Below are 22,411 nucleotides of genomic sequence, written 5' to 3'. Positions count from 1 at the left end.
GTCGCGTGTGTGGGATGTGTGCCGATCGTGTACGGGTCTGCCGGGCGCCGCACATGTTCCCGGAGGCCAGGGGGTGAGGTCTACTCACGCACCCTCGCCCTCCGGCTTACGCCGCAAAGGTCCCCCCAAGGCGCCTCTTCGAGGCTCCATGCCGCTGCGCGACGACCGTGCCTCCAATGATCCCGGCCGTCAGTACGGCCACCAACAGCCACTTCCCCGCGGAGGCGCCGAACAGGGCGTAGTCGAAGAAGAACACGAGCGGGAGCACGAGCAATGCCCAGCCGATGCTCACGGGCTGCAGCAGCGTGCCGAGCAGGCCGCTGAGGCCGGCCCACAGGGTCAGGCCGAGCAGGAGCCAGACGGCCGCGGTCCCCAGCCGCATCGAGTTCTCGGACGGTGCAGGGAAGGTCTGTGTGTGGCCGCGGACGGTGATGCCCACGACGGCGCCCTGCCAGGTCTGCGGATCGGCGCGGCTGCCGCGGTAGGCGGCGTCATAGGTGTCGCCCGAGACGTCGAGCCGCTCGATCCGTCGGCCCTCGTCGAGGCGCAAACTGTACTTCGTGGTGCAGCTGCGGTTACTGCCGCTGCCGGTGCACCCCTGCGACTCCCACTTGTCGACCACGCGCGCCTCTTCCAGGCCGACGCAACTGCCGGTCGCGGCGCCGCTTTTGGCGGTGCAGTCGCCCGCCTGCCGGTAAGCGGCCGACTCCTGGTACGCATCGACCGTCCACTGCGCGCTCGCCACAATGCCGGCCGCCGCGATGACCAGGACGAGTGCCCGCAACCAGACCGGCGAACGCCACCCCAGCCACTTCTGCGCGTCCTCGTGACCCCTCTTTCCTTCGAGATCCGCGCGCGCCCGCGCCTCCATCTCCCGGATGCCCATCGATCCCCCGTACCGTGCCGTGCCGTGCTGCTGTGAACCGGACGGTAGAGGCTACGCGGCAACCGGCGAACCGGAATGCACGGGTGCCATGCCCCTGAGCGTGATGAGGTACGCGGTTCGAGTGACGGGTTCGGCGGCGCGGGCGGGCGGGGCGGGACGGCGGTCGGGAGCGCGGCGGCGGACAGGGCGCCGGGATCGAGGAGCGGACCGCCGATGGCGTACGTCGTCCGACGATGTGCGGGCGAGCGCGCGCCGTGAGTGAATCGTGGAGGCATCATGGCCGAGCCGTGAGAGACGTCCCACTTCGGGCGCCGTCCCGGCAGGGTGGACGATTCGCTCCCGCACAGCCGCCCACCCCCCACAACCACCCCCATAACTGCGAAAACCCCACCTCAAGTTGCAGATGAATAACAGTGCACATCCCGCATCCCATGGGGCAGGACGCGCCTTGAGGGGCTTATGTGTGACTGGTACGGTGCCATGGCTTGACACTCACCCCAGGGATGGCTAATCGCCCAGGTCGGGCGGTAGGTCCGGGGGTGCCCCGGACGTCCGTGTGCGGGCGGGCCCGGGTGAAGTGTCCGTAATTGCAGAGAATTTGACAGACGTGTCAGACAATTTCTTGGGTGTACGGGGAGCGGTTGCGTGAAGATCCAGGAGCGTACGGGGGCGGGCGCAGGGCGTTCCGCGGCTCCGGCTCAGCCGTCGGTCGGCGACCGGCTTCCCACTCCGCCTCGCGAGCGCAAACCCGCGCTCGCCGCGCTGGCGGTGCTGTTGATCCTCGTGGGCGCGCTCGGCGCGACCATGCTCGTGCTGCGGGCCGGTGACCGCATCGAGGTCATCAAGCTGACCGGCACCGTCCAGGCCGGCGAGTCCATCACCGACGACAAGATCACGTCCGTGATGGTGAGCGAGGACTCGGGCGCCGAGTTCGTGCCGTGGTCCCAGCGCGAAACCCTCAAGGGACTCCAGGCCAAGTCCACCCTCTACGGGGGCACGGTCCTGGTCGGCCAGATGTTCTCCACGAAGAGCGCGGTGCAGCAGGGCAAGGCGACCGTGGGTGTCTCCCTCAAGGAAGGGCAGTACCCCAACAACATCAAGCCCGGGGACACCGTCGCGGTCTACCGCGTGAGCAGCTCCTCCGGCGGCGGCTCCAACTCCTCCTCCGACAACTCCTCTTCGTCCGGCTCCTCCGGCGACAACTCCCTGCTCGTCGACCGCGCCGTCGTCAGCGACGTCAAGGCCTCGAGCGACGATGTCATCAGCAGCACCAACCTGCCGATCACGCTGACGGTCGACACCTCCGACGCGCCCGCGCTCGCGCAGGCCGCGTCCAACGGCGAGGTCGCCGTCGTCCAGATCCCCGGCAACTAAAGGCGGCTGCGCACACCATGGCCCTCATCGCCCTCGCCGCCGACAAGGGTTCCCCCGGCGTCACCACCGCTGCCGTCGCTCTCGCCGCGGTCTGGCCGCGGCGCGTCCTGCTCGCCGAGACCGACCCGGCGGGCGGTGACCTCGTGTACCGCAGCGCCGCCGCGCACGGCGGCCCGCTCAACCCCAACACCGGCATGCTGTCCATCGCCGCCACCGCCCGCCGCGGCCTGGTCCCCGACCAACTCTGGGACCACGTACAGCCGTTGAGCGGTGGTCTCGAAGTCCTCGTCGGGCTCGGGAACGCCGAGCAGGCCGCCGGTCTCGCCGGCCTCTGGCCGACCCTCGGCCACGCCTTCTCCTCGCTCGCCGACTCGCCGAACGCGCCCGCCGACGTCATCGCCGACTGCGGCCGTATCAGCGGAGACACCCCGGCGGTCGACCTCTTCCCGCACGCCGCGCTCGTCCTGCTCCTGTCCCGTACGGAGCCCGAGTCGATCGCGCGTGTCCGGGACCGTGCCGCCGCGCTCGGCAACAAGCTGCACGGCGGCCCGCGCGGCGCCGCGAGCCTCGGGACCCCGATGATCGGCGTCGTACTGATCGCCGACACCAACAACGCGGCCAAGATCGCCGGCCAGGTCAACGACATGCTGGTGCACGCCCAGACCGGCGCCCGCGTCGTGGGCACCATCGCCGACGACCCGGCCGGCGCCGAGCAGTTGGCCGGCCGGCGCCGCGGCCGCCTCGAAAAGTCGCTGCTGATCCGCTCGGCCCGCAAGGTCACCACCGACCTCTACCAGCAGTACGGCGCCGCCTGGGCCGTACCCACCCACGGCCAGGTCAACGGCCATGCGGGGGCCGGGGCATGACCGCTGTCGACCACCAGTTGGTCAAGCGGTTCCGGCAGGACGCCGGTGACCGCATCGCCGAGCAGCGCCGCCTCGACCAGGCGAACAACGTCACGCCGATGTCCACCGAGGACGAGCGGCAGTACGCCCGCGCGGTCATAGCCCAGATCCTGGAGGAGTACGCCCGCACCGAGATCAACGCGGGCCGCACCCCGCTCGACGCCGAGACCGAGGAGCAGTACGCGGCCGCCGTGCACGCGGCGCTCTTCGGCGTCGGCCGGCTGCAGCCGCTGCTCGACGACCCCGATGTCGAGAACATCGACATCAACGGCGCGGACCAGGTGTTCGTCGGCTACTCCGACGGCCGTGAGGTCGTGGGCGATCCCGTCGCCGAGACCGACGAGGAGCTCATCGAGCTGATCCAGGTGCTCGGCGCCTACTCGGGTCTGTCCTCCCGGCCCTTCGACTCCGCCAACCCGCAGCTCGACCTGCGGCTGCCGGACGGTTCGCGACTGTCGGCCGTCATGGACGTGACGCGGCGCCCCGCCCTGTCCATCCGCCGCGCCCGCATGGGCAAGGTCTTCATCTCCGACCTCGTCGGCAACGGCACGCTGACCCCCGAGGTGGCGCACTTCCTCGCCTGCGCGGTCCGCGCCCGCAAGAACATCATGATCGCGGGCGCCACCAACGCCGGTAAGACGACGCTCCTGAGGGCTCTGGCGAACGAGATCGCCCCGCACGAGCGACTGATCACCGTCGAACGCGCCCTGGAGCTCGGGCTCGACACTTTCCCCGAACTCCACCCCAACGTCGTGGCGTTCGAGGAGCGGCTGCCCAACTCCGAGGGACAGGGCTCGATCTCGATGGCGGAACTGGTCCGTCGTTCCCTCCGCATGAACCCCTCCCGCGTCATCGTCGGTGAGGTGCTCGGCGACGAGATCGTGACCATGCTGAACGCGATGTCGCAGGGCAACGACGGCTCGCTGTCCACGATCCACGCGAACAGCTCCAGCGAGGTCTTCAACCGTATCTCCACCTACGCGCTGCAGGCCTCCGAGCGGCTGCCCATCGAGGCCAGCCAGATGCTGATCGCAGGCGCGGTGAACTTCGTCGTCTTCATCCAGCGGCGCAACAACTACCAGACCGGCGGCCGACTGCAGCGCATGGTCACCTCCGTCCGCGAGGTCAACGGCGTCGACGGCCGCGTGCTGTCCAGCGAGGTGTTCGCGGAGGCGCCCGACGGGCGGATCGTGCCGCACGCGCCCATCGCCTGCCTGGAGGACCTGATCGCACAGGGCTACCGGCCGACGGGAACGTGGGGGTGAACATGATGCCTGTTGCTCTCAACTCGCTCGGTTCCATGGGCGGGTTGTTCTCCACGACCGTCCTGTACTCGATCGGATGCGGAGTCGCCGTCGGCGGTGGTCTCGCGCTGTTCATGGTCGCCGTACGCGGTCTGCCCGCGAAGCCCGACCACGAGAAGCAGAAGGCGGCCGAGCGGGCCTCCGAGCTGATCCGGTTCGCCGGGCAGCGCGGCTCGCTCGCGGCCATCATCGGCATCGTCGTCCTGCTGCTGACCCGTTGGGCGGTCGCCGGCATCGCGGCCGGTGTGCTCGTCTTCTTCTGGGACCGCCTCTTCGGCGGCGCGGGGGAGGAGCGGGCCGCCATGCGGCGCGTCGAGGCCCTGGCCTCCTGGACGGAGTCGCTGCGCGACACGATCGCCGGCGCGGTCGGCCTGGAGCAGGCCATCCCGGCCTCCGCCCGCGCCGCGGCCCCGGTCCTGCGCCCGCACCTGGACGCGCTCGTCGACCGGCTCCGCTCCCGCACCCCGCTCCCCGAAGCGCTGCAGCACCTCGCCGACGAGATCGACGACGCCTCCGCCGACATCATCGTCGCGGCGCTCATCCTCAACGCCCGGCTGCGCGGCCCCGGTCTGCGCCAGGTCCTCGGCGCGCTCGCCAAGTCGGCGCGTGAAGAGGTGGACATGCGCCAGCGCGTGATGGCCCAGCGCTCCTCGACCCGCCGCTCCGTACAAATCGTGGTCGGCGTCTCGATCGCGTTCGTCCTCGGCCTGTCCATCTTCAACCGCGACTTCGTCTCGCCGTACGGCACACCCGTCGGCCAGCTCGTACTCGCCTGTGTCTGCGGCCTGTTCGCCCTCGGCTTCTGGTGGCTGCGCAAGCTGTCGACGATCGAGACGCCGGAGCGGTTCCTGGTGCGGGACGAGTCGTCGGTGCAGTTCGTGCGGCCCCGGACCCCGGCACAGCAGGCGCAGCAGGAAGAGGGGGTACGACGGTGAACCTGACGATGCCGGTCGTGGTCGGCGCGGTTCTCGGCCTCGGCATCTACGCCCTCGTACGGGCCCTGATGCCCTCCAAGCGCAGCGCCGTCTCGCAGGTCGCGCGGATCGACGCGATGCGGGCGCGGGGCGCGGCGTACGAGTCGGCCCGCACCACGCAGGACAAGGGCCGCCTCGGCTCGCTGCGGGCCGAAGTCGGCGAGCGCGTCGCGGAGTTCTACCTCCAGCAGGGCTGGGAGCAGCGCTCGCTGCGCGCGGACCTCGCGGTCCTGGACCGCAGCTGGGAGAAGTTCCTGGCGACCAAGGTGCTGCTGTCGGTGGCGGGACTGTTCTTCGGCCCGTTCCTGTTCGCGGTGGTCTGGACGCTCGGCTTCGGCAGCAGCCCGATCATCCCGGTCTGGCTGGCGCTGATGTTCGCGGCGGTCTTCTTCCTCCTGCCCGACCTGGAGGTACGGCGGGACGCGGCCGAGAAGCGGCGTGACCTGCGACGCGTGATCGGCGCCTACCTGGACCTGGTGTCCATGAGCCTCGCGGGCGGCCGCGGTCTGCCCGAGGCGCTCATGGCCGCCGCCGAGGTCTCGGACGGCTGGGCGACGCAGCGCATCCGCAACGCCCTGTCCGACGCCCGTATCACCGGCATCAGCCAGTGGCAGGCGCTGGGCCAACTCGGCGACGAGATCGGCGTGGAGGAGCTGAAGGACCTCTCCGCCTCCCTCGCGCTGGTGGCCGACGACGGCGCGAAGGTCCGTGAGTCGCTCGCCTCCCGGGCCGAGACCATGCGGCACCGCGAACTCTCCGAGATCGAGGGGAGCGCGGGCGAGAAGTCCCAGTCGATGCTCGTGGCCCAGCTGCTGCTGTGCGCCGGCTTCCTGGTGTTCCTGATCTTCCCGGCGGCCATGCGGGTGTTCCAGGTGTCATGACCCGTGCCGCCCCACAGCGACTACCAGCCAGCGAACTGCTTCTGAGAGGACAACTCACCATGAACGGACGGAACTTCCACACCGGTATTCCGGCCATGGACTTCCTGGTCACCTTCCTGCAGGGCCGCGTGCAGCGCGCCCGCTCCGGCGAACTGGACCGCGGTGCCTCCGCGGTCGAGTGGGTCATCATCTCCGCCGTCGTCGTGGCGATCGTCGGCGTGGTCGCCGCGATCATCAACGCCGCGCTGAGCGACGGTGCCAACAAGGTCGGCAACTGCATCAAGGGCGCCGACGCGGGCAAGACCTGCTGACCGCTCGTACAGGATCTCGTACAGGACTCGGATCTTTTTCTACGGGGATGACGGTGCGCGTACGTCGCTGGGTACGCCGACGGGTGGAGGCCGCCTCCGCCCGCGGTGACTCCGGCATGACCGCGATCGAGTTCGTGCTGCTCACGCCCGTCCTGTTCTTCATGATCTTCGCGACGGTGCAGTTCGCGCTGTACTTCTTCGCCGACCACGTCGCCCAGGCGGCGGCCCAGGCGGGCGCCCGCAAGGCCCGTGCCACGGCGCACGACCAGCCGGGCGGCTGGCGGGGCGAGGCGCGGGACGTGGTGGACAGCTACATCAGCCAGCTCGGCCCCCAGCTGGTGCTGTCGCCGGACGTGCAGATGCTGCAGCCGGAGCAGAACACGGTGGGCGTGGAGATCTCGGCGCGGGTGCCGACGGTGTTCCCGGGCCTCGATCTGACCGTGCACGCGCAGTCGTCGGGACCGGTGGAGCGGTTCGTGCAGGACAACGGGGGGAACTGATGGGGCTCGCTGCCTGGCGGGACGCTATTGTGGGGCGCGACCGGGGGTTGTCGACCATCGAGGTGGTGATCCTGGCGCCGGTGATGATCCTGTTCATCCTGGTGCTGGTGGCGTTCGGTCAACTGGTGGACGGCCGTGGCGCGCTCGACGGCGCGGCCCGCGACGCGGCCCGCGCGGGCTCGATCCAGAAGGACCACGCGACCGCCATCTCCGAGGCGAAGAAGGCGGCGGACGCGGACCTCGCCGAAGTATGCTCCGGGCCGGTGTCGGTCGTACAGACGAGCGCGGGCTTCGAGCCGGACACCATCTTCACGGTCGAGGTCAGCTGCCAGGTCCGGGGCCTTGCGATGCTGGGTCTGGACATCCCCACGACGCTGAAGGCGAGCTTCAGTTCGCCTCTGGATCCGTTCCGGAGGACGACGTGAACGACGTCTTCGTACGCCGACGTGTGCCGGACTGCGTGCATACGTGGCTGTCGTCCCGCCGAGCCCATCTGGACGACCGGGGTTCGGGTGCGGGCGCGGTCATCATCTTCGCGATCGTCTTCCTCTCCCTGTCGGCCTTCGTCATCGACGGCGGCATGTCCATCTCCAAGCGCGAACGCGCGGCGGACATCGCCGAACAGGCCGCCCGCTACGCCGCCCAGGACATCGACCGCGAAGCCCTCTACGACGACGAGGCCGGCCCCGCCCCGATCAACTACCAGGACTGCGACGCCCGCGTGAAGACCTTCGCCCGCCAGATGGACATGTCCGGCGCGGACATCGCCGCAACCCACTGCGTGACCGCCAACGCCCAACAGGTCCAGGTCGAGGTCCAGTTGACGTACGCGCCGGTGTTCACCGGGATGTTCTACGGCGGGGACGTGGTCGTACACGGGCAGGCGGTCGCCGAGAACGAGGTCGGCTGAACGGTCACGGCTGCCCGCTGAATCGACTGGAGTTGCGTGCGTAGTCCATGACGTGGATCGCGCGAAAGAGGCTGTTGATCTGGTGTGCAAGTTCCGTGAGTTCGAGGCCGTGGAGATCGCATCGCGAGGGCGCCGGGCCGACGTGACGGTCAAGGCTGGTGACCAGCGTGTCGATGCAGCCCTCGATCCCGAGGTGCGGCGCTGACGGCTTACCCGGGGGTGCGTGCTGGGTGTGCCGGGGGTGCGTGCTGGGCGTGCCGGGCGGGCGAGTGGGCATACGCGGATTCCGGGTTGAAGCCGTGAGGACCGTCCTGATGTGACGTACGCCACGGAAATAGCCCACCGCCACGGCGTAACGCAGCGCGCATTTCTTGCTCTACATGATGCACAGGCCCACCGCCCGTCCGCCCGCCCGAAAAGAGCCCCGCCCGTGTACATAGCCCTGGAGCAGCCCACCGGCGCCCATCTGCTCACCGACCACAACGAGCTGGCGGTGCCCGTGACCCTGCGCCACACCTCGGACGACCCGTCGGCCGTACACCTGGTCTTCCCGGCGTGGATCTCGCTGGACGAGGAGGAGGTGACCTGGACCGTGGCCCGCAGCCTCCTGGCGGAGGGGCTCGCCGCCCCCGCAAGCCTCGGCACCGTCCGCGTATGCCCGCACGGCCCGACCCACACGGTCGTAGAACTGCACACCCCACAGGGCATCGCAGCGGTCCGCTTCACGACCGCCGACCTGCACCGCTTCCTGGTCCGGTCCTACGAGGTCACGGAGCGGAGCGGTGAGCCGATGGAGCCGGCGTTAGATCTGGGGGTGGCGTAGTTGTCCGGGGCAGCGTGCGTGATATTCGTTCTGGGAGGGGCGGGGGCGTCGGAGGTCTGGCAGGAACTGTCCGCACTGGAGGCGGGCGGGGGACGTGTTGTGCACTTCGACGGTCGCGCTCTGATGACCGAGTAAGGAATCTTCTCCTCATTCGCGAAGGCCTTGCAGTTCCCCAGCTATTTCGGCCGGAATTGGGACGCGATGGTCGACTGCCTGGATGACCTGTGTGGCGCTATCACCGGGGGTGTCGGGATCGCAGTTGTCGTCCATGACGCAGATCAGCTGCTGGAGACGGAACATTTCCCGTTGTTCGTCTCGGTCCTCTGCCAGGGCGCGGATCGTGCGAACTCGGCCGTGGACCTCGATGGGTTTCCCCTGGACCGCCCTGCTCTCAGTGAGCATTTCGTTTTCGAGCTCCGTGAGTTCGACCCCGAGCAGATCGCTGCTCGGGTCCGACAGCCTGATTTGATCGTCAAGGTCGAGGACCGCTTTGTCGGAGCTTCCCTCGACCCGGAGGAATGGCACTGATGTCGCGGGCGGAGCGGGGTGGCGAAAGACAGCAGCGGGATCAGGTCGTTCGGGGACTTTCGGTGTACCGGCTCCTGCCGAGTCTCAGTGAGTACCAGGGGCTGCATCTGGAGAGGTCTGATGTCGTTCGGCTCATGCGCTGGCAACGCGGCGGAGCCGAAGCGGACCGGCTCGCGCGGCTACGGGCCACATGGCTCGGCGAACGGAAATGGTCGAAGAGTGAGTTTCCCTCCGGTCGCGCCGCTGCTCCTGTGCTCAGTCGGCGTCTCGCCGAGAGCATGGGAGAGGGACTGGCGGCGGCAGGCAGTCTGGTGCCGGTCGAGATCGATGCCGCAGCCAAGGGCGACGAGTACTTCCTCTTCGTGGTGGAGGCGGTGGTCGACTGTCTGGATCTGCGCAGGTCGTCCAAACCGAAGAAGATCGACGGGGAAGTCAAGAAGGCGGTCTTCCGTCCGGAAGCCTTGCCGTCGCATCTGCCGGCCTTCCGCCTGCCGCAGTTTCCTGGTGCCGTTCAGTGGAACGGCTGGGCGGCCGACCTGCTAGCCGATCTCACGGGCGACCAGATCGAGAGACGCCTGATCTGGTCCGAGGATCCGGCCGCGAGGCCGCACCCCGATCCATGGGGTATCTGACTCGACACCGCCGAGGAGGCGAGGACTTGCGCTCACCGCTGCGGGCTCTCTTTGAGACGTCTTTTCCGTGTGAGGGATGACGGGTGACGGACGGAGGCCTGGTTAATCCATGACATCCGAGTACGACTGGGAGACTGGCGAGGGGTTGTCGGGCATCGACGACCCTGTCGCCATCGACGCCGCGTTTGAGCGGGGCGAGCAGCATCTCGGTACGGCGGTGATCGGGTTGGCGTACACCTGCCCGCCTGTGGTGGCGTCGCCGCGGATCGTGCGGGCGATGCGGGTGCTGGACGCCCCTAGGAGGGAGTTGGCATTTACTGCGGCGGGCATCGTCGCGCGCCTTCACGGCGAGCTCACGCCGGAGCTGTATGCCGCACTGCGTGCCGAGGGGCCCGGTGGTGTCGCCGAGAACGCGATCAGGGACATGCTGACCTTTGTGCCGTTCCGGAGCCTGCCGTTGTGGTTCAAGTGGCGATGGTTGCTGGCAACGGTGCGAAACGCGCTGTAGGCCTTGCGCATCGTATGGGGGCGCCGTTCTTGAGCGCGTTAACGGCCGGGTCAGTTGGGCTTGGGTGCGGCGCTCTCCTTGAGGGTCCCGATGAACGCGGTGAAGACGCAGGTCGGGAAGGAGAGGGTGCCGTGGGTCGGGGCCTTGGAGTCGCGTATCGCCACTCGGGTGTGGCGGTTGGCTATCTCCACGCAGGCGTTGCCCTCGCCGCCACCGGAGTAGGACGACTTGCGCCAGGTGTCGGGATTCGCCATGGGGTGCCTCACAGCTCCTTCGCCAGCCGCTCGATGAAGTCACGTGAGCGCGCGGGCTCCAGTGACACTGTCTCCACTCTACGGAAAAGCGTTCGAAAGCGGCCCAGTTGGGCTTCGGCGTCCACGAACACGGTGCCATGGGGCCCGTCGCGTACGACGGTGTCCAGTTGGGGTACCGGGCCGCCGGCGTACACCATGGAACTCCCGGCTCCGGCGAAGCCGTCCAGGTCGAACGGGATGACGCGCACGATGATGTGGTCCGCTTCGGACAGCTCAAGGATGCGGGTGAGCTGAGCCCTTGCCGCCGCACGGTCGCCGACCCTGATGCGCAGCGCTGCCTCGTGGATCACCGCTCGGTACGGGGTGGCGTCGGTGGAGTCGAGGATGGCTTTTCGCCTCATTCGGTGCTCGACCCAGCGTTCCAGATCGTCCTCCGGGAAGTCCGGATTCATGTAGGAGAAGAGCGCCCTGGCGTAGGCCTCTGTCTGGAGGAGGCCGGGGACGTGCAGGAAGTCGACGTCCCAGCGGTAGCTCGCGTGGTGCTCGAGCTCGGACAGGTCCAGGAACGATGTGGGCAGATGGCCTCGGTACTCCTCCCACCAGCCGCGTGTCCGGTCGGTGGCCATGGCCACCAGCGCGTCGGTCAATTCGGTGTCCCTGCACGCGTAGTGAGCGGCGAGACGTCGTACGCGTTCCTCACTCACGCCCGCCGTGCCGAACTCGATCTGGCTGACCTGGGCCGAGTCCGTACCGAGCATCGCAGCAGCCTCGCGTCCCTTGAGACCGGCGGCCTCGCGGAGTTTTCGCAGCTCGGTGCCTAGGCGTTGCTGGCGTGCGGTGGGTTCTTTTCTGCGCGCCATGGCTCCCTTCCTGGCCCCAACAGCGGTGCAGCAGCACTTCGTTCGGGTGGCACATTACGGCAACGACTTGCACGGTCCCAAAATGTGGCCCTACCGTCAGTGATGCAACCAGCGCGTTGCGCAACCGTGTGCAATCGGAAGCGCACCGCTCCGTCATGCCATGACGGCAGCGGCACTGCCACCGACCGCGCTCGCGGTGCGATCCATCAACTCCCCATCCCTCAATGGAGTTCAGCCATGCCTGAAAGCGACCCCTGGGAGTACTCCCTCTACATCCCGAACGACCCCCGCGCCGTCACCATCTGCCGACGCACCCTCCGCCTGATCCTGACCATGCACGGCCTGATCCGGCTGGTCGACACCGCAGAACTGCTCGCGACGGAGCTGGTCTCCAATGCCGTACGACATGCCAAGGGCCCTGCGGCACTACGGGTGCGGTGGGCGGCCGGCGTCCTGAGGGTGGGGGCGTGGGACGCGAGCCCCGAACCGCCGGAGCCGCCAGGGGTGTTGGCGCAGCTCACTGAGCTGGAGGAAGGGCGGGGGTTGGCGCTGGTTCGGGCCTGCTCGGACCTGTGGGGGTGGCAGCCGCTGGCCAGGGGTGGGAATCGTGGGAAGTACGTGTGGTGTGACCTCATTGCGGCCTAGTTCGTTGATCACGTCGTATGGAAGGGAGAGTTGATGGTCAGCTCGTCGCACGAGGGCCTGCATCAGATCTGTCAGAAGGACCCGGCAGGTTTCACGCGCACCCTGCAACGCGTGCTGCACATCCCCATTCCCGAACCGCGTGAGTTCGCGGTGCTCAATGCGGACCTCACGGATATCGAGCCCGTTGAGCGCCGAGTGGACACGTTGTTGCGGGCGGAGACGGACGTAGGGACGTATCTTCTGGTTGTCGAGTCCCAGGGGAAGCAGGACAAGGACAAACGGAGCAGCTGGGCGTACTACCTCTCGTATTTGTACGCGAAGTACCGCTGGGAGCCGGTGCTGGTCGTCCTCACCCAGAGCAGGTCCACTGCCCGCTGGGCGATGCAGCCGATCCGTCTAGGTCTGCCGGGCTGGCATTCGCTCACCGTGCGGCCGCTGGTGTTGAGCCCGGAGAACGTGCCACTGATCGCGAACGAGGCCGAAGCCCAGCGGGATGTGTTCCTCGCGGCGTTCTCGGCGATGACGCATGGCAAGGGCCGAGGCGCCGCTGCCATACTGAAACCGCTGGCGGCAGCCTTGGCGACCACGGACACCGACAGTGCGGGGATGCTCGCGCAATTCGTCGAGTCATGCCTGGTCGATGCCCAGGCCAAGGAGATCTGGAAGGAGCTGATGATGCCGGTCAACTACTTCTTCCGGCATGAGATCGCCGAGAAGGTCCGTGCGGAGGCGCGCGAAGAGGGCGTCGAACAGGAGCGTGCGTCGATGGTTCTGCGGATTCTCGACTGGCGTGGAGTGCCGGTGCCCGACTCCGTGCGCGACCGGGTCAAGGCCTGCTCAGACCTGGAGCAGCTGGAAGTGTGGGCCCAGCGGGCGGTTGGTGCGGCGAGTGCGGAGGATCTGTTCGCCGAGGGCCCGAACTGATCTGGCAGGCCGGCGATCACTGTCCATGGGGGCGCCTCAGCGTGAGCAGACGGACAGGCCGGTCAGCACGGCGTGAGCCCGGCACGGGCGGTCACTTGTCGGCGCCGCCGCCCTTGCCCTCCGGCTTGACCGCGTCCTCCGCCTTCTTCGCGAGGTCGACGTCGAGCTTCTTGAACTCGCGGACGACGGCGTCGGCCATGTCGGCGAGGGCGTCGAAGGACTGGCTGATGTCCTCGCGGCCGTCCTCCCAGTTGGACTCGAAGTCACTGAGGGCGTCGTTCACGCTGCCGTCGCCGATGTCATCCTTGTAAGACTCGAAGAGCTTCTTGGTGTGGTTCAGGCGGCTCTTGAGGCCGCGCAACTTGCCGCCGTACTCCTCGAGTTCGCTCAGCGGCAGCGCGAGGTCGCTCTTGCCCTTGCCCATGCGTCCGTCCCCCGATCACGCGATCTCGTAGTCTGGGCCGAACCGTACAACGGGACGACGGTCATACGAACAGCAGTGACAACGGGGAGAGTCGGACACAACATGGCCCGCTACATGGAGGCGCTCACCATCGAGCGCGGAGGTTTCCGGATCAAGGTGCCGGAGTCGTGGTGGGAGTTCGACGTACGCCCGGAGTCGCGCGACGACTCGATCCGCCGCATGGTGGCCGAACGGGTGCAGCAGCACCCGGAGTTGGCCCCCCACCGGGACACCTACGTCTCCTTCCTCCAGAAGGCGGCCGCGGACGCATGGAAGTCGGGTGCGCTGTACTGCGGTTGCATGGCGGAGAGCTTCGGCGGGGACACCCCGATCACGGGCTCGGTGACGGTGTCGCTCGTCGGTGGCCGTACGCGCGAGGGCACCCCGCTCTCCACGGACCCGTCCGCGATCGCCTCCGGACTTGCGCCCAAGGAGGCGAAGAGGGAGGGGGATTCGTGGCGGAAGGTGACGACGGTCGACATCCCGGGTGTGGGCCCGGCGGCCCGTACCTACGGCATCGAGGACATCGCCGTACCGGACGACAACCTGGGCCGGACGATCCGCGCCGTTCTCATGCAGACGTTCATCCCGGTGCCGGAGCAGGAGGGGAAGGTCGCCCTCGTCGCAGGCAGCAGCCAAGTCCTGGATCTGGTCGACTCGTTCTTCGACATCTTCGACGCGATCACGTCGACGTTCCGCTTCACGGGCTGAGCGTCGTCATGGCTGAGCTTTGTCACGGGCTGAGCTTCGTCACAGACTGATCTCCTTCACCTCGAACGCGAGTACCGGGTAAGTTCGCGTGTGCATACGGTTGTTGTGGTTGATGCGCGCGTGACGGGGGTTGCGGTATGGCGGGGAACCGGCCGAGGGACTGGCATGTCCTGGACCTGGACAAGGACCCCACGCCGGGCGACCCCGACCGCGTACGCACCCTCGCCAGAACCCTGCACGACTTCGCGGACGACGTCTCCGACGCCCTGAAGATCGTCAAGGGCATGGCGGAGGAGGACACAGCCCTGAAGTGGGCCGGCAAGTCCGCCGACGTCTTCAAGGACGAGTTCTCCGACGTCCCGAAGAACCTCAAGAAGCTGAAGAAGTCGTACGAGATGTGCGGCGACGCGCTCGCGGCGTACTGGCCGAAGCTGGAGCGCGCACAGGCCCTGGCCGACAGGGCGCTGGCCAAGGGCCGCGAGGCACAGCACGACCTGTCGTCCGCCAAGTCCCGTCTGTCCTCGGCGGATTCCTGGGTCACCCGGGCCGGCCGGGAGGCCGACAAGTACAAGGACGACCCCACCGGCAGCAAGTCCGGCGCCGACAAGCCGGACGAGTCCAAGGTCCGCGCCGCCACCCGCGACGTCCAGCACGCCAAGTCCGCCCAGACCAAGGCCCAGTCCGACGTCAACAGCGCCCAGGACGCCCTCTCCGCCGCCAAGAAGATGGCAGAGGACGCCCGCAAGATGCGCGAGGACGCCGCCCGCGAGGCCAAGAACAAGATCGACGACGCCTCCGACGCCGGCATCCAGAACCGCTCCTGGTGGGAGGACGTCGGCGACTGGTTCGAGGACAACTGGGACACGATCGTCACGGTCTGCAAGGTCGTCGTCACGGTCGTAGGGATCGTCGCGATGATCATCGGCGGGCCGATCCTGGGCGCGATCGTCCTGGTGGCGGCCCTCGTTGTCCTCGCGGACACGCTCTATAAATACTCCAAGGGGCAGGCGTCGCTGTGGGATGTGGGGTTCGCGGCGCTGGACTGCATACCTGGCATGAAGGGGCTGACCAGTCTGGGGAAGCTGGCCAAGGGCGCCAGAGCCCTCGGCAAGACAGGCCTCAAGGGGATGGCTCTCGGGGCGAAGGGACTGGGGAAGAGCACCCGTCTCCTGGGGCGGCAGATGAAGAAGCTCTTCACCTGCGGCGACCCGATCGACATGGCCACGGGGCAGATGGTCATGTCCGAGACCGACTTCGTGCTGGACGGCATTCTCTCCCTGGCACTGGAGCGGCATCACCGCTCCGGCCTCAAGTCCGGACGGTGGTTCGGACCCGCTTGGGGCTCGACGCTGGACCAGCGCCTGATTCTGGATGCGGACGGCGTCCGGTTCTGCACCGCGGACGGCATGATCCTCACCTATCCCGTGCCGGAGCACGGCGTCCCCGTGCAGCCGGTCGAGGGTCCACGGTGGCCGCTGGAGTGGGACGGACCGGACTCCGGCGACCTGTGCGTGCGGCAGCCCGACTCCGGCTTGGTGCTGCGTTTCAGGCCGTTGCCCGGCAGGCCGCTCGCCGAACTTCCCCTGGCTGCTCTCTGCGACCGCCACGGCAATGCCATCGAGGTCTCGTACGGGCCCGACGGCTCTCCCGAGGAGGTGGCGCACACCGGCGGCTACCGGATCGGCGTGGCCACCGAAGAGGGCCGGGTCACGGCCTTCACCTTGCTCAGCGACCCCGAGCAGCCGACCCTCCTGCGGTACGCGTACGACACCTTCGGCAACCTGACGGAGATCTACAACTCCTCCGGGATGCCCCTCAAGCTCACGTACGACGATCAGCGCCGCATCACCGGGTGGGAGGACCGCAACGGGAGCTGGTACCGCTACACGTACGACGCCGAGAGCCGCTGCGTCCGCACGCGCGGGACCGACGGCATCCTCGACTACGAGTACGTCTACGACACGGAGAACCACACCTCCGTGGCGACGAACTCCCTCGGCCACAGCAGCACCTATCGCTTCAACGACGCGTACCAGCTGGTCGAGGAGATCGATCCGCTCGGGCACACCACCACGCGTGGCTGGGACCGCTACGACAACCTCGTCTCCCTCACCGATCCGCTCGGCCGGACGACCGTTTACGCATACGACCGAAGCGGCAACACCATCAAGGTCGTCCACCCCGACGGCAGCCTTGTCCGGCACACGTACGACGCCGATGGGGCGCTGCTGTCGACCACGGAGCAGGACGGCGCACGCTGGCAGTACGAGTACGACGAGCACGGGAATGTCGTCGCGCTCACCGACCCTCTCGGCGCCGTCACCACGCACACGTACGACGAACACGGTGCCGTCGCCACCGTCACCGACGAACTCGGCAACGAGAGCCGGGTGTACAACAATCCGGCGGGCCTGCCGACCACGGTCGTCTCACCGCTGGGAGCACGCACGCAGTTCGCGTACGACGCGTTCGGGCGGGTCCGCGAGGTCGTCGAGGCCGACGGCGGTACCACGGTGGTGGCCTGGACCATCGAGGGTCTGCCGGCGCGAAGGACATACCCCGACGGCTCCGAGGAGAGCTGGGCCTACGACGCCGAAGGCAATCTTCTTGCCCACACCCGCACGGGCGCCGGCAACACGTGCTTCGAGACAGCCCCGTTCGACCGGACCGCCGCCCGTATCGCGGCCGATGGCACACGCATCGAGTTCGCCTACGACACCGAACTCCGCCCGATAAGGGTCCGTGACGCCCAGGGACACACGTGGACCTACGAGTACGACGCTCTCGGCAATGTCGTACGGGAGACGGACTTCAACGGACGCACCGTCACGTACGTCTACGACGCCGCGAACCGGATCTCGAAGCGGATCAATGGGGCAGGCCAGGCGATCAGTTACCGTCATGACCTGCTCGACCGGGTGATCGAACAGACGGATTCGGAGGGGCACGTCACCTCCTTCGAGTACGACCAGGGAGGCGGCCTGATCCGGGCGGCCAACCAGGATGCCGAGCTGCGCTTCACGTACGACGCACAGGGCCGGGTCGTGACGGAGACCTGCAACGGCCGTGTGCTGACCAACACGTACGACCCCGTGGGGCGGCGTGTGCGACGGCAGACGCCGAGCGGTGCGGTGAGCGCCTGGAGCTACGACGCGGCACACCAGCCGGTCGAGTTGCGCGGCTCGGGCAGAAGCGTGAGGTTCGCGTACGACGCCGCCGGACACGAGGTTCTCCGCTCCCTCCCGTCGGGTGTTTCACTGCGCCATGAGTGGACGTCCGGTCATCGGCTGGTGTCCCAGTCCGTACGCGGGCCGGAAGCGGCGGGCGCCGGCCTCCAACGGCGCTACTCGTACCGCCCGGACGGACTGCCCCTCACCACCACCGACTCGGCCGCGGGCTCGGTGGCCTACCAGCTGGACATGGCCGGCCGGGTCACCGGAGTGACGGCCGAGGGCCGGCAGGAGCGCTACGCGTACGACGCGTCGGGAAACCTCGCACGTTCGGAACTGCACGCTGCCGCGGGAGACGGCGCCGTCGAGGGGCAGTTGACGTACGACGGAACGCTGGTGCGGACCGCCGGACGCTCGCGTTACGAACACGACGATCAGGGCCGCGTGGTGCGGCACACGCGTTCTCTCCTGTCGGGCGGATCACGTACCTGGCTCTTCACGTGGGACGCGGAGGACCGATTGCGCGGCGTCACCACTCCCGACGGGTCCCGATGGCGCTACCGCTACGACCCGCTCGGCCGGCGGATCGCGAAGGAGCGCCTGTCCGGCGACGACGGGAGGGTGATCGAGCGCACCGATTTCGTGTGGGACGGCACTCGCCTGGCGGAGCAGTGCTGGTGGAGCGCGCCTGAGGAGAGCGAGAGCCGTGTCACCACATGGGATTGGGAGCCGGGGGCCGACCGCCCCCTCACTCAGCGGGTCCGTTCCGGCAGAAGGGAGGACGACGACGCCTGGGTGGATGAGCAGTTCTACTCCATCGTCACCGACCTCGTGGGGACACCCACGGAGCTTGTCGACGAGACGGGCAGGACGGTCTGGCGCTCTCGGTCCACCCTGTGGGGTCTCCCTCTCGCGGGCCGGTCCCCGGCGATCGAGGACTGCCCCTTGCGGTTTCCGGGTCAGTACTTCGACGCGGAGACGGGGCTCCACTACAACCACCATCGGTACTACGACCCGGGTACGGCGCGTTACCACAGCCCGGACCCGCTCGGCCTGGAGCCGGCTCCGAACCATCACAACTACGTCGTCAATCCACTCGTCTGGATCGACCCTCTGGGCCTGGCGCCCTCCTGCAAAGCCATCATCCGGCATTACACGGACAAGAACGGCTACAACAAGATCATGGGTGGTGGCGGAAAGGACGGCATCACCCTCAAGGTCCCGAGGAGCACCAAGAGCAAGAACACGGCGGCTGTGTATGTCAGCCCCATGAGTCCGGCCGATGTGGCCAAGAAGCCGGGTGGGTTCAAGTCCTACCTTGGTCTCACCAAGGAGAAGAGTGAGTACATGATCGAGTTCGAGGCCGAGAAGAAGCTGTTCTCGGGTCGTCTGCGGGGTGGGCGTGACCACATCTGGTTCTCCAACTCCGATGTCACCATCCCGCGCGACGCGATCAGGTACCACGGCCCGACTTCCGGCTGGAAGGGATGACGAGGGAACGTCGTCATCGGTATTCGTCACCACATCACGAGGAACTCGTCTCATGGACATCACCGGCCACTCCACCGACTACATCGTGGACCTGTCCTTCCCGCAGGCCATGACGCGCTTCGTCCGGCGCGCGCAGCAGCGGTGGGCCGGATTGTTCCTGTACGGCGAGCCGGTCGCCGCAAAGGCCCTGGCGGACTGGACTCTCCCGGAGGCAGAAGGTGACGACTATTCGGGCATCGTCACTTTTTCCTCCGGCCCCGAGATGGAGGCGTTCTGGGAAGAGAACGGCTACGCGCTCGACGCATCGGGACAAGGACCGTACTCCGTCTTCTACCGCCTGCACGCCCAACCGCTGCACGCCGCCACGGTCTCCGGGGTCCGGGCCGAATCCCCCGAGGCCGTGGAGGCGGTCGAGGGAACATCCTTGCTCTTGTCCGAGTACTACGCCGTAAGCCTGGTGACGCCCGGCGACCCAGCCGCCGATCCGTTCTCCAAAGCGGTGCTGGACGACTTCGTGAACTCCTTCGGCCCACTCGGCCCACAGACAGGCCAATCCGCTTGAGCCACTTCGCACCATGACATCCGAGTACGACTGGGAATCAGGCGAGGGACTGTCGGGCATCGACGACCCTGTCGCCGTCGACGCCGCGTTCGAGCGGGGCGAGCAGCATCTCGGTACGGCGGTGATCGGGTTGGCGTTTACCTGCCCGCCTGTGGTGGCGTCGCCGCGGATTGTGCGGGCGATGCGGGTGCTGGACGCCCCTAGGAGGGAGTTGGCGTTCACTGCGGTGGGCGTCGTCGCGCGCCTCCACGGTGAGCTCACGCCGGAGCTGTATGCGGCACTGCGTGCCGAGGGGCCCGGTGGTGTTGCGGAGAACGCGATCAGGGACACGCTGACTTTTGTGCCGTTCCGGAGCCTGCCGTTGTGGTTCAAGTGGCGATGGCTGCTGGCAACGGTGCGAAACACGCTGGAAGGGTGGTGGCTGCGCGCCCAGGGCGCAGTCGAAGAAGCCTGGCGCGTTGTACGTGGGCGTCGTTCTTGAGGATGTTGAGGCCGACCTCATGACCGAGGAATTCCTGATGCGGCTCGACGAGGGCATGCTCGCTTACTTCCGGGGCATCGTGAGCGAGATGGTCTCGAGGTTCGGCATTTCTCCGGCGGAGGCGGTGGCGAGGGTCAATGAGAGGTATCAGGGGGCTGATATTTCTCCCTGGCCCGATCTCATGTGTCACGAGTTGCCGGAGTACTGGGCGTATGGCCTGTACTACTTCCCGGACGGGGACGGTCGTCTTCCGACCGGTGACGAGGATGACGACGAGGGCATCGACGTCGGGCAGTTGGCCGTCCGGCCTGCCCTGCCGGCGGATTCTCCGTTCTGGACGCTCAGCGGTTGACCGACTGGATCTCCTGGACCGTCATGTCCTGGGTCGTGTCGAAGGTGCCGTTGGGGAGGTTGCCTCTTGCGCCGCCCGTGCCTTCCCAGGTGATCTGCCAGGTGATGCTGGCCTTCAGGTGGTACGGGGTGCCGTTCGTGGCGTGGAGGTAGGTGATGCCGCAGGGTGGGGTCTTGTCGGCGTCGCCGTTCTTGTACGGCGTACCGATGCTGCCGTCGTCGTTGATTTTGCAGTCGCCGGAGGCCGGGAAGGTCGTGGCGTCGTCCGTGCCGGGGTCCAGGTGGAGGGCGACCGGCTTGGCGGTCGTCTCGGCCCACAGGTTGGTGCGGGGGAGTTCGGCGCGGACCTTGACCTCCTGGAACTTGCCCTTGTCGAGCCAGATCCAAGTGGGCAGGTTCACCGTGGACTTGGCGGTGGGCTTGACCTCGATCTCGGTGTCGGGGACCTCCACCTTGTTGTAGGCGTACTCGGCGAGCATCTTCGGCGTCGGGGCGTGGGGGACCTTGGGGACCACGTTGGCGTCCTGCCAGAACATGATCTTGCCGCAGTCCCAGGATTCGGGGTCGCTGTCGTCCGGGGCGACGCTGCGCCAGAAGTAGCCGTCCTTGCCGATGTTCCAGTCCTTGTAGCCCGGGGCGACGGTGTACGCGTCGTCGAAGTTGTGCTCCGGCTTGCCGTCCCGGTAGTGGTCGGTCCAGAGCTTCTTGCCGAACCAGGACTCGTGGATGCCGACGTCGCCGTCGCCGTCATGGCTGTCGACGAAGTCCTTCAGCTCCTGGCCGGTGAAGACGGGCTCGTACCAGCAGGCCGGGGGCTTCCAGTTGACGTCCACGGAGGAGAGGCTGCCGCGCTTGCCGCCGGTGGGGCCGCTGACCTGGCGGACCTTGATCGTGGAGTAGGTGGCGGAGGCGTAAACACTCTTGCCGTCCTTGCCGCCCTGCGTCCCGCTGTTGGTGCCTCCGCCGCCGATCGCTCCGGCGGGTGCGGACATCAGGAGGACGCAGGCGAAGGACGCGACCGACGTCGCTGTTACGTGTCCGGGCCTCATCGTCAGCAGCCGCCCCTCTTCGCCCGCGTGGAAACGTTCTGCCAGACGCCGTCGGAGTTTTTGGTGAGAGTGACCGTGTAGAACACCTTGGGATCCGTGCCCTTGGGGTTTCCCTGGACGTCCTTGGTCTTGCGGTTCCTCGTGTACGCCTTGCTCTCATCCGTGCAGTACGTCACCACGGCGCGCGTCTTCTTGTTGCCGAGGAGGGTGGGCTTGGGGTCGTACGCCGGCAGCTTGCCGAAGACGGTGAGGTTCTTGCCCGTGTAGGTCTTGATCCACGACTGGTCCTGCGACAGGCCCGATGCGGTGTCGTAGAAGGCGAGGGCGTCCCCGCCGTCGGGCTCGTCGGCGATGATCGCCGCGTACCCCGCGCGCAGCTGCTCCTTGGTGTCGTTCAGGACGGCCTGCTCGACGGCATCGCCGCTCGTCCAGTTCTCGAACGTCAGCTGGAACTCGCTCGGAAGCTTGATGTCGGGGCGCTTGACCCCGGAGGTGTGCGACGCAGACGCCGAAGGGCTCCCCGCCCCCGTGTCCGCCCCCTTGATGTCGTCCGAGGACGAGTCGTCACCCCCACCGCAGCCGGTGAGAAGCAGGGCCGCCGCGGCGGTGAGCGCGGCGGCGGTGGTGGGCAGTGCGCGGCGGGCCACGGTTGATCTCCCCCGGTGTCGGCTGTGTGCAACAGGGAACGAAGCTATCAGGGGCGGGTAAGAGGGTCTGGCGTGCCCGTGGGGGATTGTGTGGGGGATGTGAGGAGTGTGGCGTGACCGGCGCGGGGGCGGGGATCGTAGGTACGTGGATCCGTGGCGGTGCATCGCCGGGGTGAATCGGGCTTAGGGGGCACGGGGTGACGTATCGGGTGTCAGGCGTGTGTTCTTCGTCCTGTGCGGGCTTCGACGTCCCAAATACGAGTCCAT

General features: G+C 67.8%; 27 protein-coding genes. 21 read left to right on the top strand and 6 right to left on the bottom strand.

Annotated elements, in window-relative coordinates; all coding sequences use genetic code 11:
- Positions 1–106: 106 nt before the first annotated feature.
- On the bottom strand, positions 107–886 hold the full coding sequence (locus MQN93_RS37820) for a hypothetical protein (protein WP_242713044.1): 780 nt from the start codon (positions 884–886) through the stop codon (positions 107–109).
- Positions 887–1,531: 645 nt separating this feature from the next.
- Here MQN93_RS37820 and MQN93_RS37815 point away from each other — a divergent pair.
- From MQN93_RS37815 to MQN93_RS37750, 14 genes are all read left to right on the top strand, one after another.
- Complete coding sequence (locus tag MQN93_RS37815; RefSeq protein WP_016437595.1) at positions 1,532–2,260, top strand: hypothetical protein; 729 nt, start codon at positions 1,532–1,534, stop codon at positions 2,258–2,260.
- A gap of 17 nt (positions 2,261–2,277) precedes the next feature.
- Positions 2,278–3,126: a hypothetical protein gene (locus MQN93_RS37810; RefSeq protein WP_016437596.1), complete on the top strand. Its 849-nt coding sequence runs from the start codon at positions 2,278–2,280 to the stop codon at positions 3,124–3,126.
- Positions 3,123–4,430 carry a TadA family conjugal transfer-associated ATPase gene (locus MQN93_RS37805; RefSeq protein WP_016437597.1) on the top strand — a complete coding sequence of 436 codons (1,308 nt, stop codon included), beginning with the start codon at positions 3,123–3,125 and terminating at the stop codon, positions 4,428–4,430. Before MQN93_RS37810 ends, MQN93_RS37805 begins: the two co-directional genes overlap by 4 nt.
- Positions 4,431–4,432: 2 nt before the next feature.
- The gene (locus MQN93_RS37800) at positions 4,433–5,404 is read left to right on the top strand and encodes a type II secretion system F family protein (RefSeq protein WP_016437598.1); all 972 of its coding nucleotides are present in this window, start codon (positions 4,433–4,435) and stop codon (positions 5,402–5,404) included.
- Complete coding sequence (locus tag MQN93_RS37795; protein ID WP_016437599.1) at positions 5,401–6,324, top strand: type II secretion system F family protein; 924 nt, start codon at positions 5,401–5,403, stop codon at positions 6,322–6,324. Before MQN93_RS37800 ends, MQN93_RS37795 begins: the two co-directional genes overlap by 4 nt.
- Positions 6,325–6,383: 59 nt before the next feature.
- The gene (locus MQN93_RS37790; protein WP_016437600.1) at positions 6,384–6,635 is read left to right on the top strand and encodes a hypothetical protein; all 252 of its coding nucleotides are present in this window, start codon (positions 6,384–6,386) and stop codon (positions 6,633–6,635) included.
- Between the two features lie 47 nt (positions 6,636–6,682).
- On the top strand, positions 6,683–7,135 hold the full coding sequence (locus tag MQN93_RS37785; RefSeq protein ID WP_016437601.1) for a TadE family protein: 453 nt from the start codon (positions 6,683–6,685) through the stop codon (positions 7,133–7,135).
- Entirely contained in the window at positions 7,135–7,560 is a 426-nt protein-coding gene (locus tag MQN93_RS37780; protein WP_242713043.1) for a TadE/TadG family type IV pilus assembly protein, read from the top strand. The genes MQN93_RS37785 and MQN93_RS37780 overlap by 1 nt, the downstream gene beginning before the upstream one ends.
- A complete protein-coding gene (locus MQN93_RS37775; protein ID WP_016437603.1) occupies positions 7,557–8,045 on the top strand; it encodes a TadE/TadG family type IV pilus assembly protein in 489 nt (162 codons plus the stop codon). Before MQN93_RS37780 ends, MQN93_RS37775 begins: the two co-directional genes overlap by 4 nt.
- A 52-nt stretch (positions 8,046–8,097) precedes the next feature.
- Positions 8,098–8,250: a hypothetical protein gene (locus tag MQN93_RS37770; protein ID WP_242713042.1), complete on the top strand. Its 153-nt coding sequence runs from the start codon at positions 8,098–8,100 to the stop codon at positions 8,248–8,250.
- Positions 8,251–8,475: 225 nt separating this feature from the next.
- Positions 8,476–8,868, top strand: coding sequence for an SsgA family sporulation/cell division regulator (locus tag MQN93_RS37765; protein ID WP_242713041.1), 393 nt, complete (start codon positions 8,476–8,478; stop codon positions 8,866–8,868).
- Positions 8,869–9,006: 138 nt separating this feature from the next.
- Positions 9,007–9,396, top strand: coding sequence for a barstar family protein (locus tag MQN93_RS37760; protein ID WP_308404509.1), 390 nt, complete (start codon positions 9,007–9,009; stop codon positions 9,394–9,396).
- Positions 9,397–9,530: 134 nt separating this feature from the next.
- Positions 9,531–10,028 carry a hypothetical protein gene (locus MQN93_RS37755; protein WP_242713039.1) on the top strand — a complete coding sequence of 166 codons (498 nt, stop codon included), beginning with the start codon at positions 9,531–9,533 and terminating at the stop codon, positions 10,026–10,028.
- Between the two features lie 109 nt (positions 10,029–10,137).
- On the top strand, positions 10,138–10,536 hold the full coding sequence (locus MQN93_RS37750; protein ID WP_242713038.1) for a hypothetical protein: 399 nt from the start codon (positions 10,138–10,140) through the stop codon (positions 10,534–10,536).
- Positions 10,537–10,586: 50 nt separating this feature from the next.
- Here MQN93_RS37750 and MQN93_RS37745 read toward each other — a convergent pair whose 3' ends face one another.
- Together MQN93_RS37745 and MQN93_RS37740 are read right to left on the bottom strand one after the other, a co-directional pair.
- Positions 10,587–10,790: a DUF397 domain-containing protein gene (locus MQN93_RS37745; protein ID WP_242713037.1), complete on the bottom strand. Its 204-nt coding sequence runs from the start codon at positions 10,788–10,790 to the stop codon at positions 10,587–10,589.
- 8 nt (positions 10,791–10,798) lie between these two features.
- Positions 10,799–11,650, bottom strand: coding sequence for a helix-turn-helix domain-containing protein (locus tag MQN93_RS37740; RefSeq protein WP_242713036.1), 852 nt, complete (start codon positions 11,648–11,650; stop codon positions 10,799–10,801).
- 237 nt (positions 11,651–11,887) lie between these two features.
- Between MQN93_RS37740 and MQN93_RS37735 the strand changes: the two genes are divergently transcribed.
- Complete coding sequence (locus MQN93_RS37735) at positions 11,888–12,295, top strand: ATP-binding protein (RefSeq protein ID WP_242713035.1); 408 nt, start codon at positions 11,888–11,890, stop codon at positions 12,293–12,295.
- A gap of 33 nt (positions 12,296–12,328) precedes the next feature.
- Complete coding sequence (locus MQN93_RS37730; RefSeq protein ID WP_242713034.1) at positions 12,329–13,219, top strand: DUF4351 domain-containing protein; 891 nt, start codon at positions 12,329–12,331, stop codon at positions 13,217–13,219.
- A 91-nt stretch (positions 13,220–13,310) separates the two neighbouring features.
- On the opposite strand, the gene MQN93_RS37725 is transcribed toward MQN93_RS37730, so the two are convergent.
- A complete protein-coding gene (locus MQN93_RS37725; protein WP_242713033.1) occupies positions 13,311–13,643 on the bottom strand; it encodes a hypothetical protein in 333 nt (110 codons plus the stop codon).
- Between the two features lie 102 nt (positions 13,644–13,745).
- On the opposite strand from MQN93_RS37725, the gene MQN93_RS37720 reads away from it, so the two are divergent.
- The 5 genes from MQN93_RS37720 to MQN93_RS37700 all read left to right on the top strand — a co-directional run bounded on the left by MQN93_RS37720 (position 13,746) and on the right by MQN93_RS37700 (position 20,449).
- Positions 13,746–14,393 carry a hypothetical protein gene (locus MQN93_RS37720; protein ID WP_242713032.1) on the top strand — a complete coding sequence of 216 codons (648 nt, stop codon included), beginning with the start codon at positions 13,746–13,748 and terminating at the stop codon, positions 14,391–14,393.
- 137 nt (positions 14,394–14,530) lie between these two features.
- The gene (locus tag MQN93_RS37715; RefSeq protein ID WP_242713031.1) at positions 14,531–19,054 is read left to right on the top strand and encodes a DUF6531 domain-containing protein; all 4,524 of its coding nucleotides are present in this window, start codon (positions 14,531–14,533) and stop codon (positions 19,052–19,054) included.
- A gap of 52 nt (positions 19,055–19,106) precedes the next feature.
- Positions 19,107–19,616, top strand: coding sequence for a hypothetical protein (locus MQN93_RS37710; protein ID WP_242713030.1), 510 nt, complete (start codon positions 19,107–19,109; stop codon positions 19,614–19,616).
- 13 nt (positions 19,617–19,629) lie between these two features.
- A complete protein-coding gene (locus MQN93_RS37705) occupies positions 19,630–20,097 on the top strand; it encodes a hypothetical protein (RefSeq protein WP_242713029.1) in 468 nt (155 codons plus the stop codon).
- A complete protein-coding gene (locus tag MQN93_RS37700) occupies positions 20,081–20,449 on the top strand; it encodes a hypothetical protein (protein ID WP_242713047.1) in 369 nt (122 codons plus the stop codon). The genes MQN93_RS37705 and MQN93_RS37700 overlap by 17 nt, the downstream gene beginning before the upstream one ends.
- Here MQN93_RS37700 and MQN93_RS37695 read toward each other — a convergent pair.
- A complete protein-coding gene (locus MQN93_RS37695) occupies positions 20,439–21,440 on the bottom strand; it encodes a hypothetical protein (RefSeq protein ID WP_242713028.1) in 1,002 nt (333 codons plus the stop codon). The two genes, MQN93_RS37700 and MQN93_RS37695, sit on opposite strands and share 11 nt — an antisense overlap.
- 59 nt (positions 21,441–21,499) lie before the next feature.
- Positions 21,500–22,144 (bottom strand): hypothetical protein, encoded by a 645-nt coding sequence (locus MQN93_RS37690; protein WP_242713027.1) that lies wholly within the window; start codon positions 22,142–22,144, stop codon positions 21,500–21,502.
- Between the last annotated feature and the right edge of the window lie 267 nt (positions 22,145–22,411).

The organism is Streptomyces spinosisporus (assembly GCF_022698145.1).
GTDB classification, from domain to species: Bacteria; Actinomycetota; Actinomycetes; order Streptomycetales; family Streptomycetaceae; genus Streptomyces; species Streptomyces spinosisporus.
This window is presented reverse-complemented; position numbering and strand designations above follow the sequence as displayed.

What these genes read in the sequence shown, in the direction of transcription:
- MQN93_RS37820 (WP_242713044.1), bottom strand. Translation starts at nt 886, where the DNA reads ATGGGCATCCGGGAGATGGAGGCGCGGGCGCGCGCGGATCTCGAAGGA.
- MQN93_RS37695 (WP_242713028.1), bottom strand. Translation starts at nt 21,440, where the DNA reads ATGTCCGCACCCGCCGGAGCGATCGGCGGCGGAGGCACCAACAGCGGG.
- MQN93_RS37710 (WP_242713030.1), top strand. Translation starts at nt 19,107, where the DNA reads ATGGACATCACCGGCCACTCCACCGACTACATCGTGGACCTGTCCTTC.
- MQN93_RS37740 (WP_242713036.1), bottom strand. Translation starts at nt 11,650, where the DNA reads ATGGCGCGCAGAAAAGAACCCACCGCACGCCAGCAACGCCTAGGCACC.
- MQN93_RS37720 (WP_242713032.1), top strand. Translation starts at nt 13,746, where the DNA reads ATGGCCCGCTACATGGAGGCGCTCACCATCGAGCGCGGAGGTTTCCGG.
- MQN93_RS37735 (WP_242713035.1), top strand. Translation starts at nt 11,888, where the DNA reads ATGCCTGAAAGCGACCCCTGGGAGTACTCCCTCTACATCCCGAACGAC.
- MQN93_RS37725 (WP_242713033.1), bottom strand. Translation starts at nt 13,643, where the DNA reads ATGGGCAAGGGCAAGAGCGACCTCGCGCTGCCGCTGAGCGAACTCGAG.
- MQN93_RS37745 (WP_242713037.1), bottom strand. Translation starts at nt 10,790, where the DNA reads ATGGCGAATCCCGACACCTGGCGCAAGTCGTCCTACTCCGGTGGCGGC.
- MQN93_RS37780 (WP_242713043.1), top strand. Translation starts at nt 7,135, where the DNA reads ATGGGGCTCGCTGCCTGGCGGGACGCTATTGTGGGGCGCGACCGGGGG.
- MQN93_RS37755 (WP_242713039.1), top strand. Translation starts at nt 9,531, where the DNA reads ATGCGCTGGCAACGCGGCGGAGCCGAAGCGGACCGGCTCGCGCGGCTA.
- MQN93_RS37810 (WP_016437596.1), top strand. Translation starts at nt 2,278, where the DNA reads ATGGCCCTCATCGCCCTCGCCGCCGACAAGGGTTCCCCCGGCGTCACC.
- MQN93_RS37800 (WP_016437598.1), top strand. Translation starts at nt 4,433, where the DNA reads ATGATGCCTGTTGCTCTCAACTCGCTCGGTTCCATGGGCGGGTTGTTC.
- MQN93_RS37750 (WP_242713038.1), top strand. Translation starts at nt 10,138, where the DNA reads ATGACATCCGAGTACGACTGGGAGACTGGCGAGGGGTTGTCGGGCATC.
- MQN93_RS37730 (WP_242713034.1), top strand. Translation starts at nt 12,329, where the DNA reads ATGGTCAGCTCGTCGCACGAGGGCCTGCATCAGATCTGTCAGAAGGAC.
- MQN93_RS37715 (WP_242713031.1), top strand. Translation starts at nt 14,531, where the DNA reads ATGGCGGGGAACCGGCCGAGGGACTGGCATGTCCTGGACCTGGACAAG.
- MQN93_RS37790 (WP_016437600.1), top strand. Translation starts at nt 6,384, where the DNA reads ATGAACGGACGGAACTTCCACACCGGTATTCCGGCCATGGACTTCCTG.
- MQN93_RS37805 (WP_016437597.1), top strand. Translation starts at nt 3,123, where the DNA reads ATGACCGCTGTCGACCACCAGTTGGTCAAGCGGTTCCGGCAGGACGCC.
- MQN93_RS37705 (WP_242713029.1), top strand. Translation starts at nt 19,630, where the DNA reads ATGACATCCGAGTACGACTGGGAATCAGGCGAGGGACTGTCGGGCATC.
- MQN93_RS37785 (WP_016437601.1), top strand. Translation starts at nt 6,683, where the DNA reads ATGACGGTGCGCGTACGTCGCTGGGTACGCCGACGGGTGGAGGCCGCC.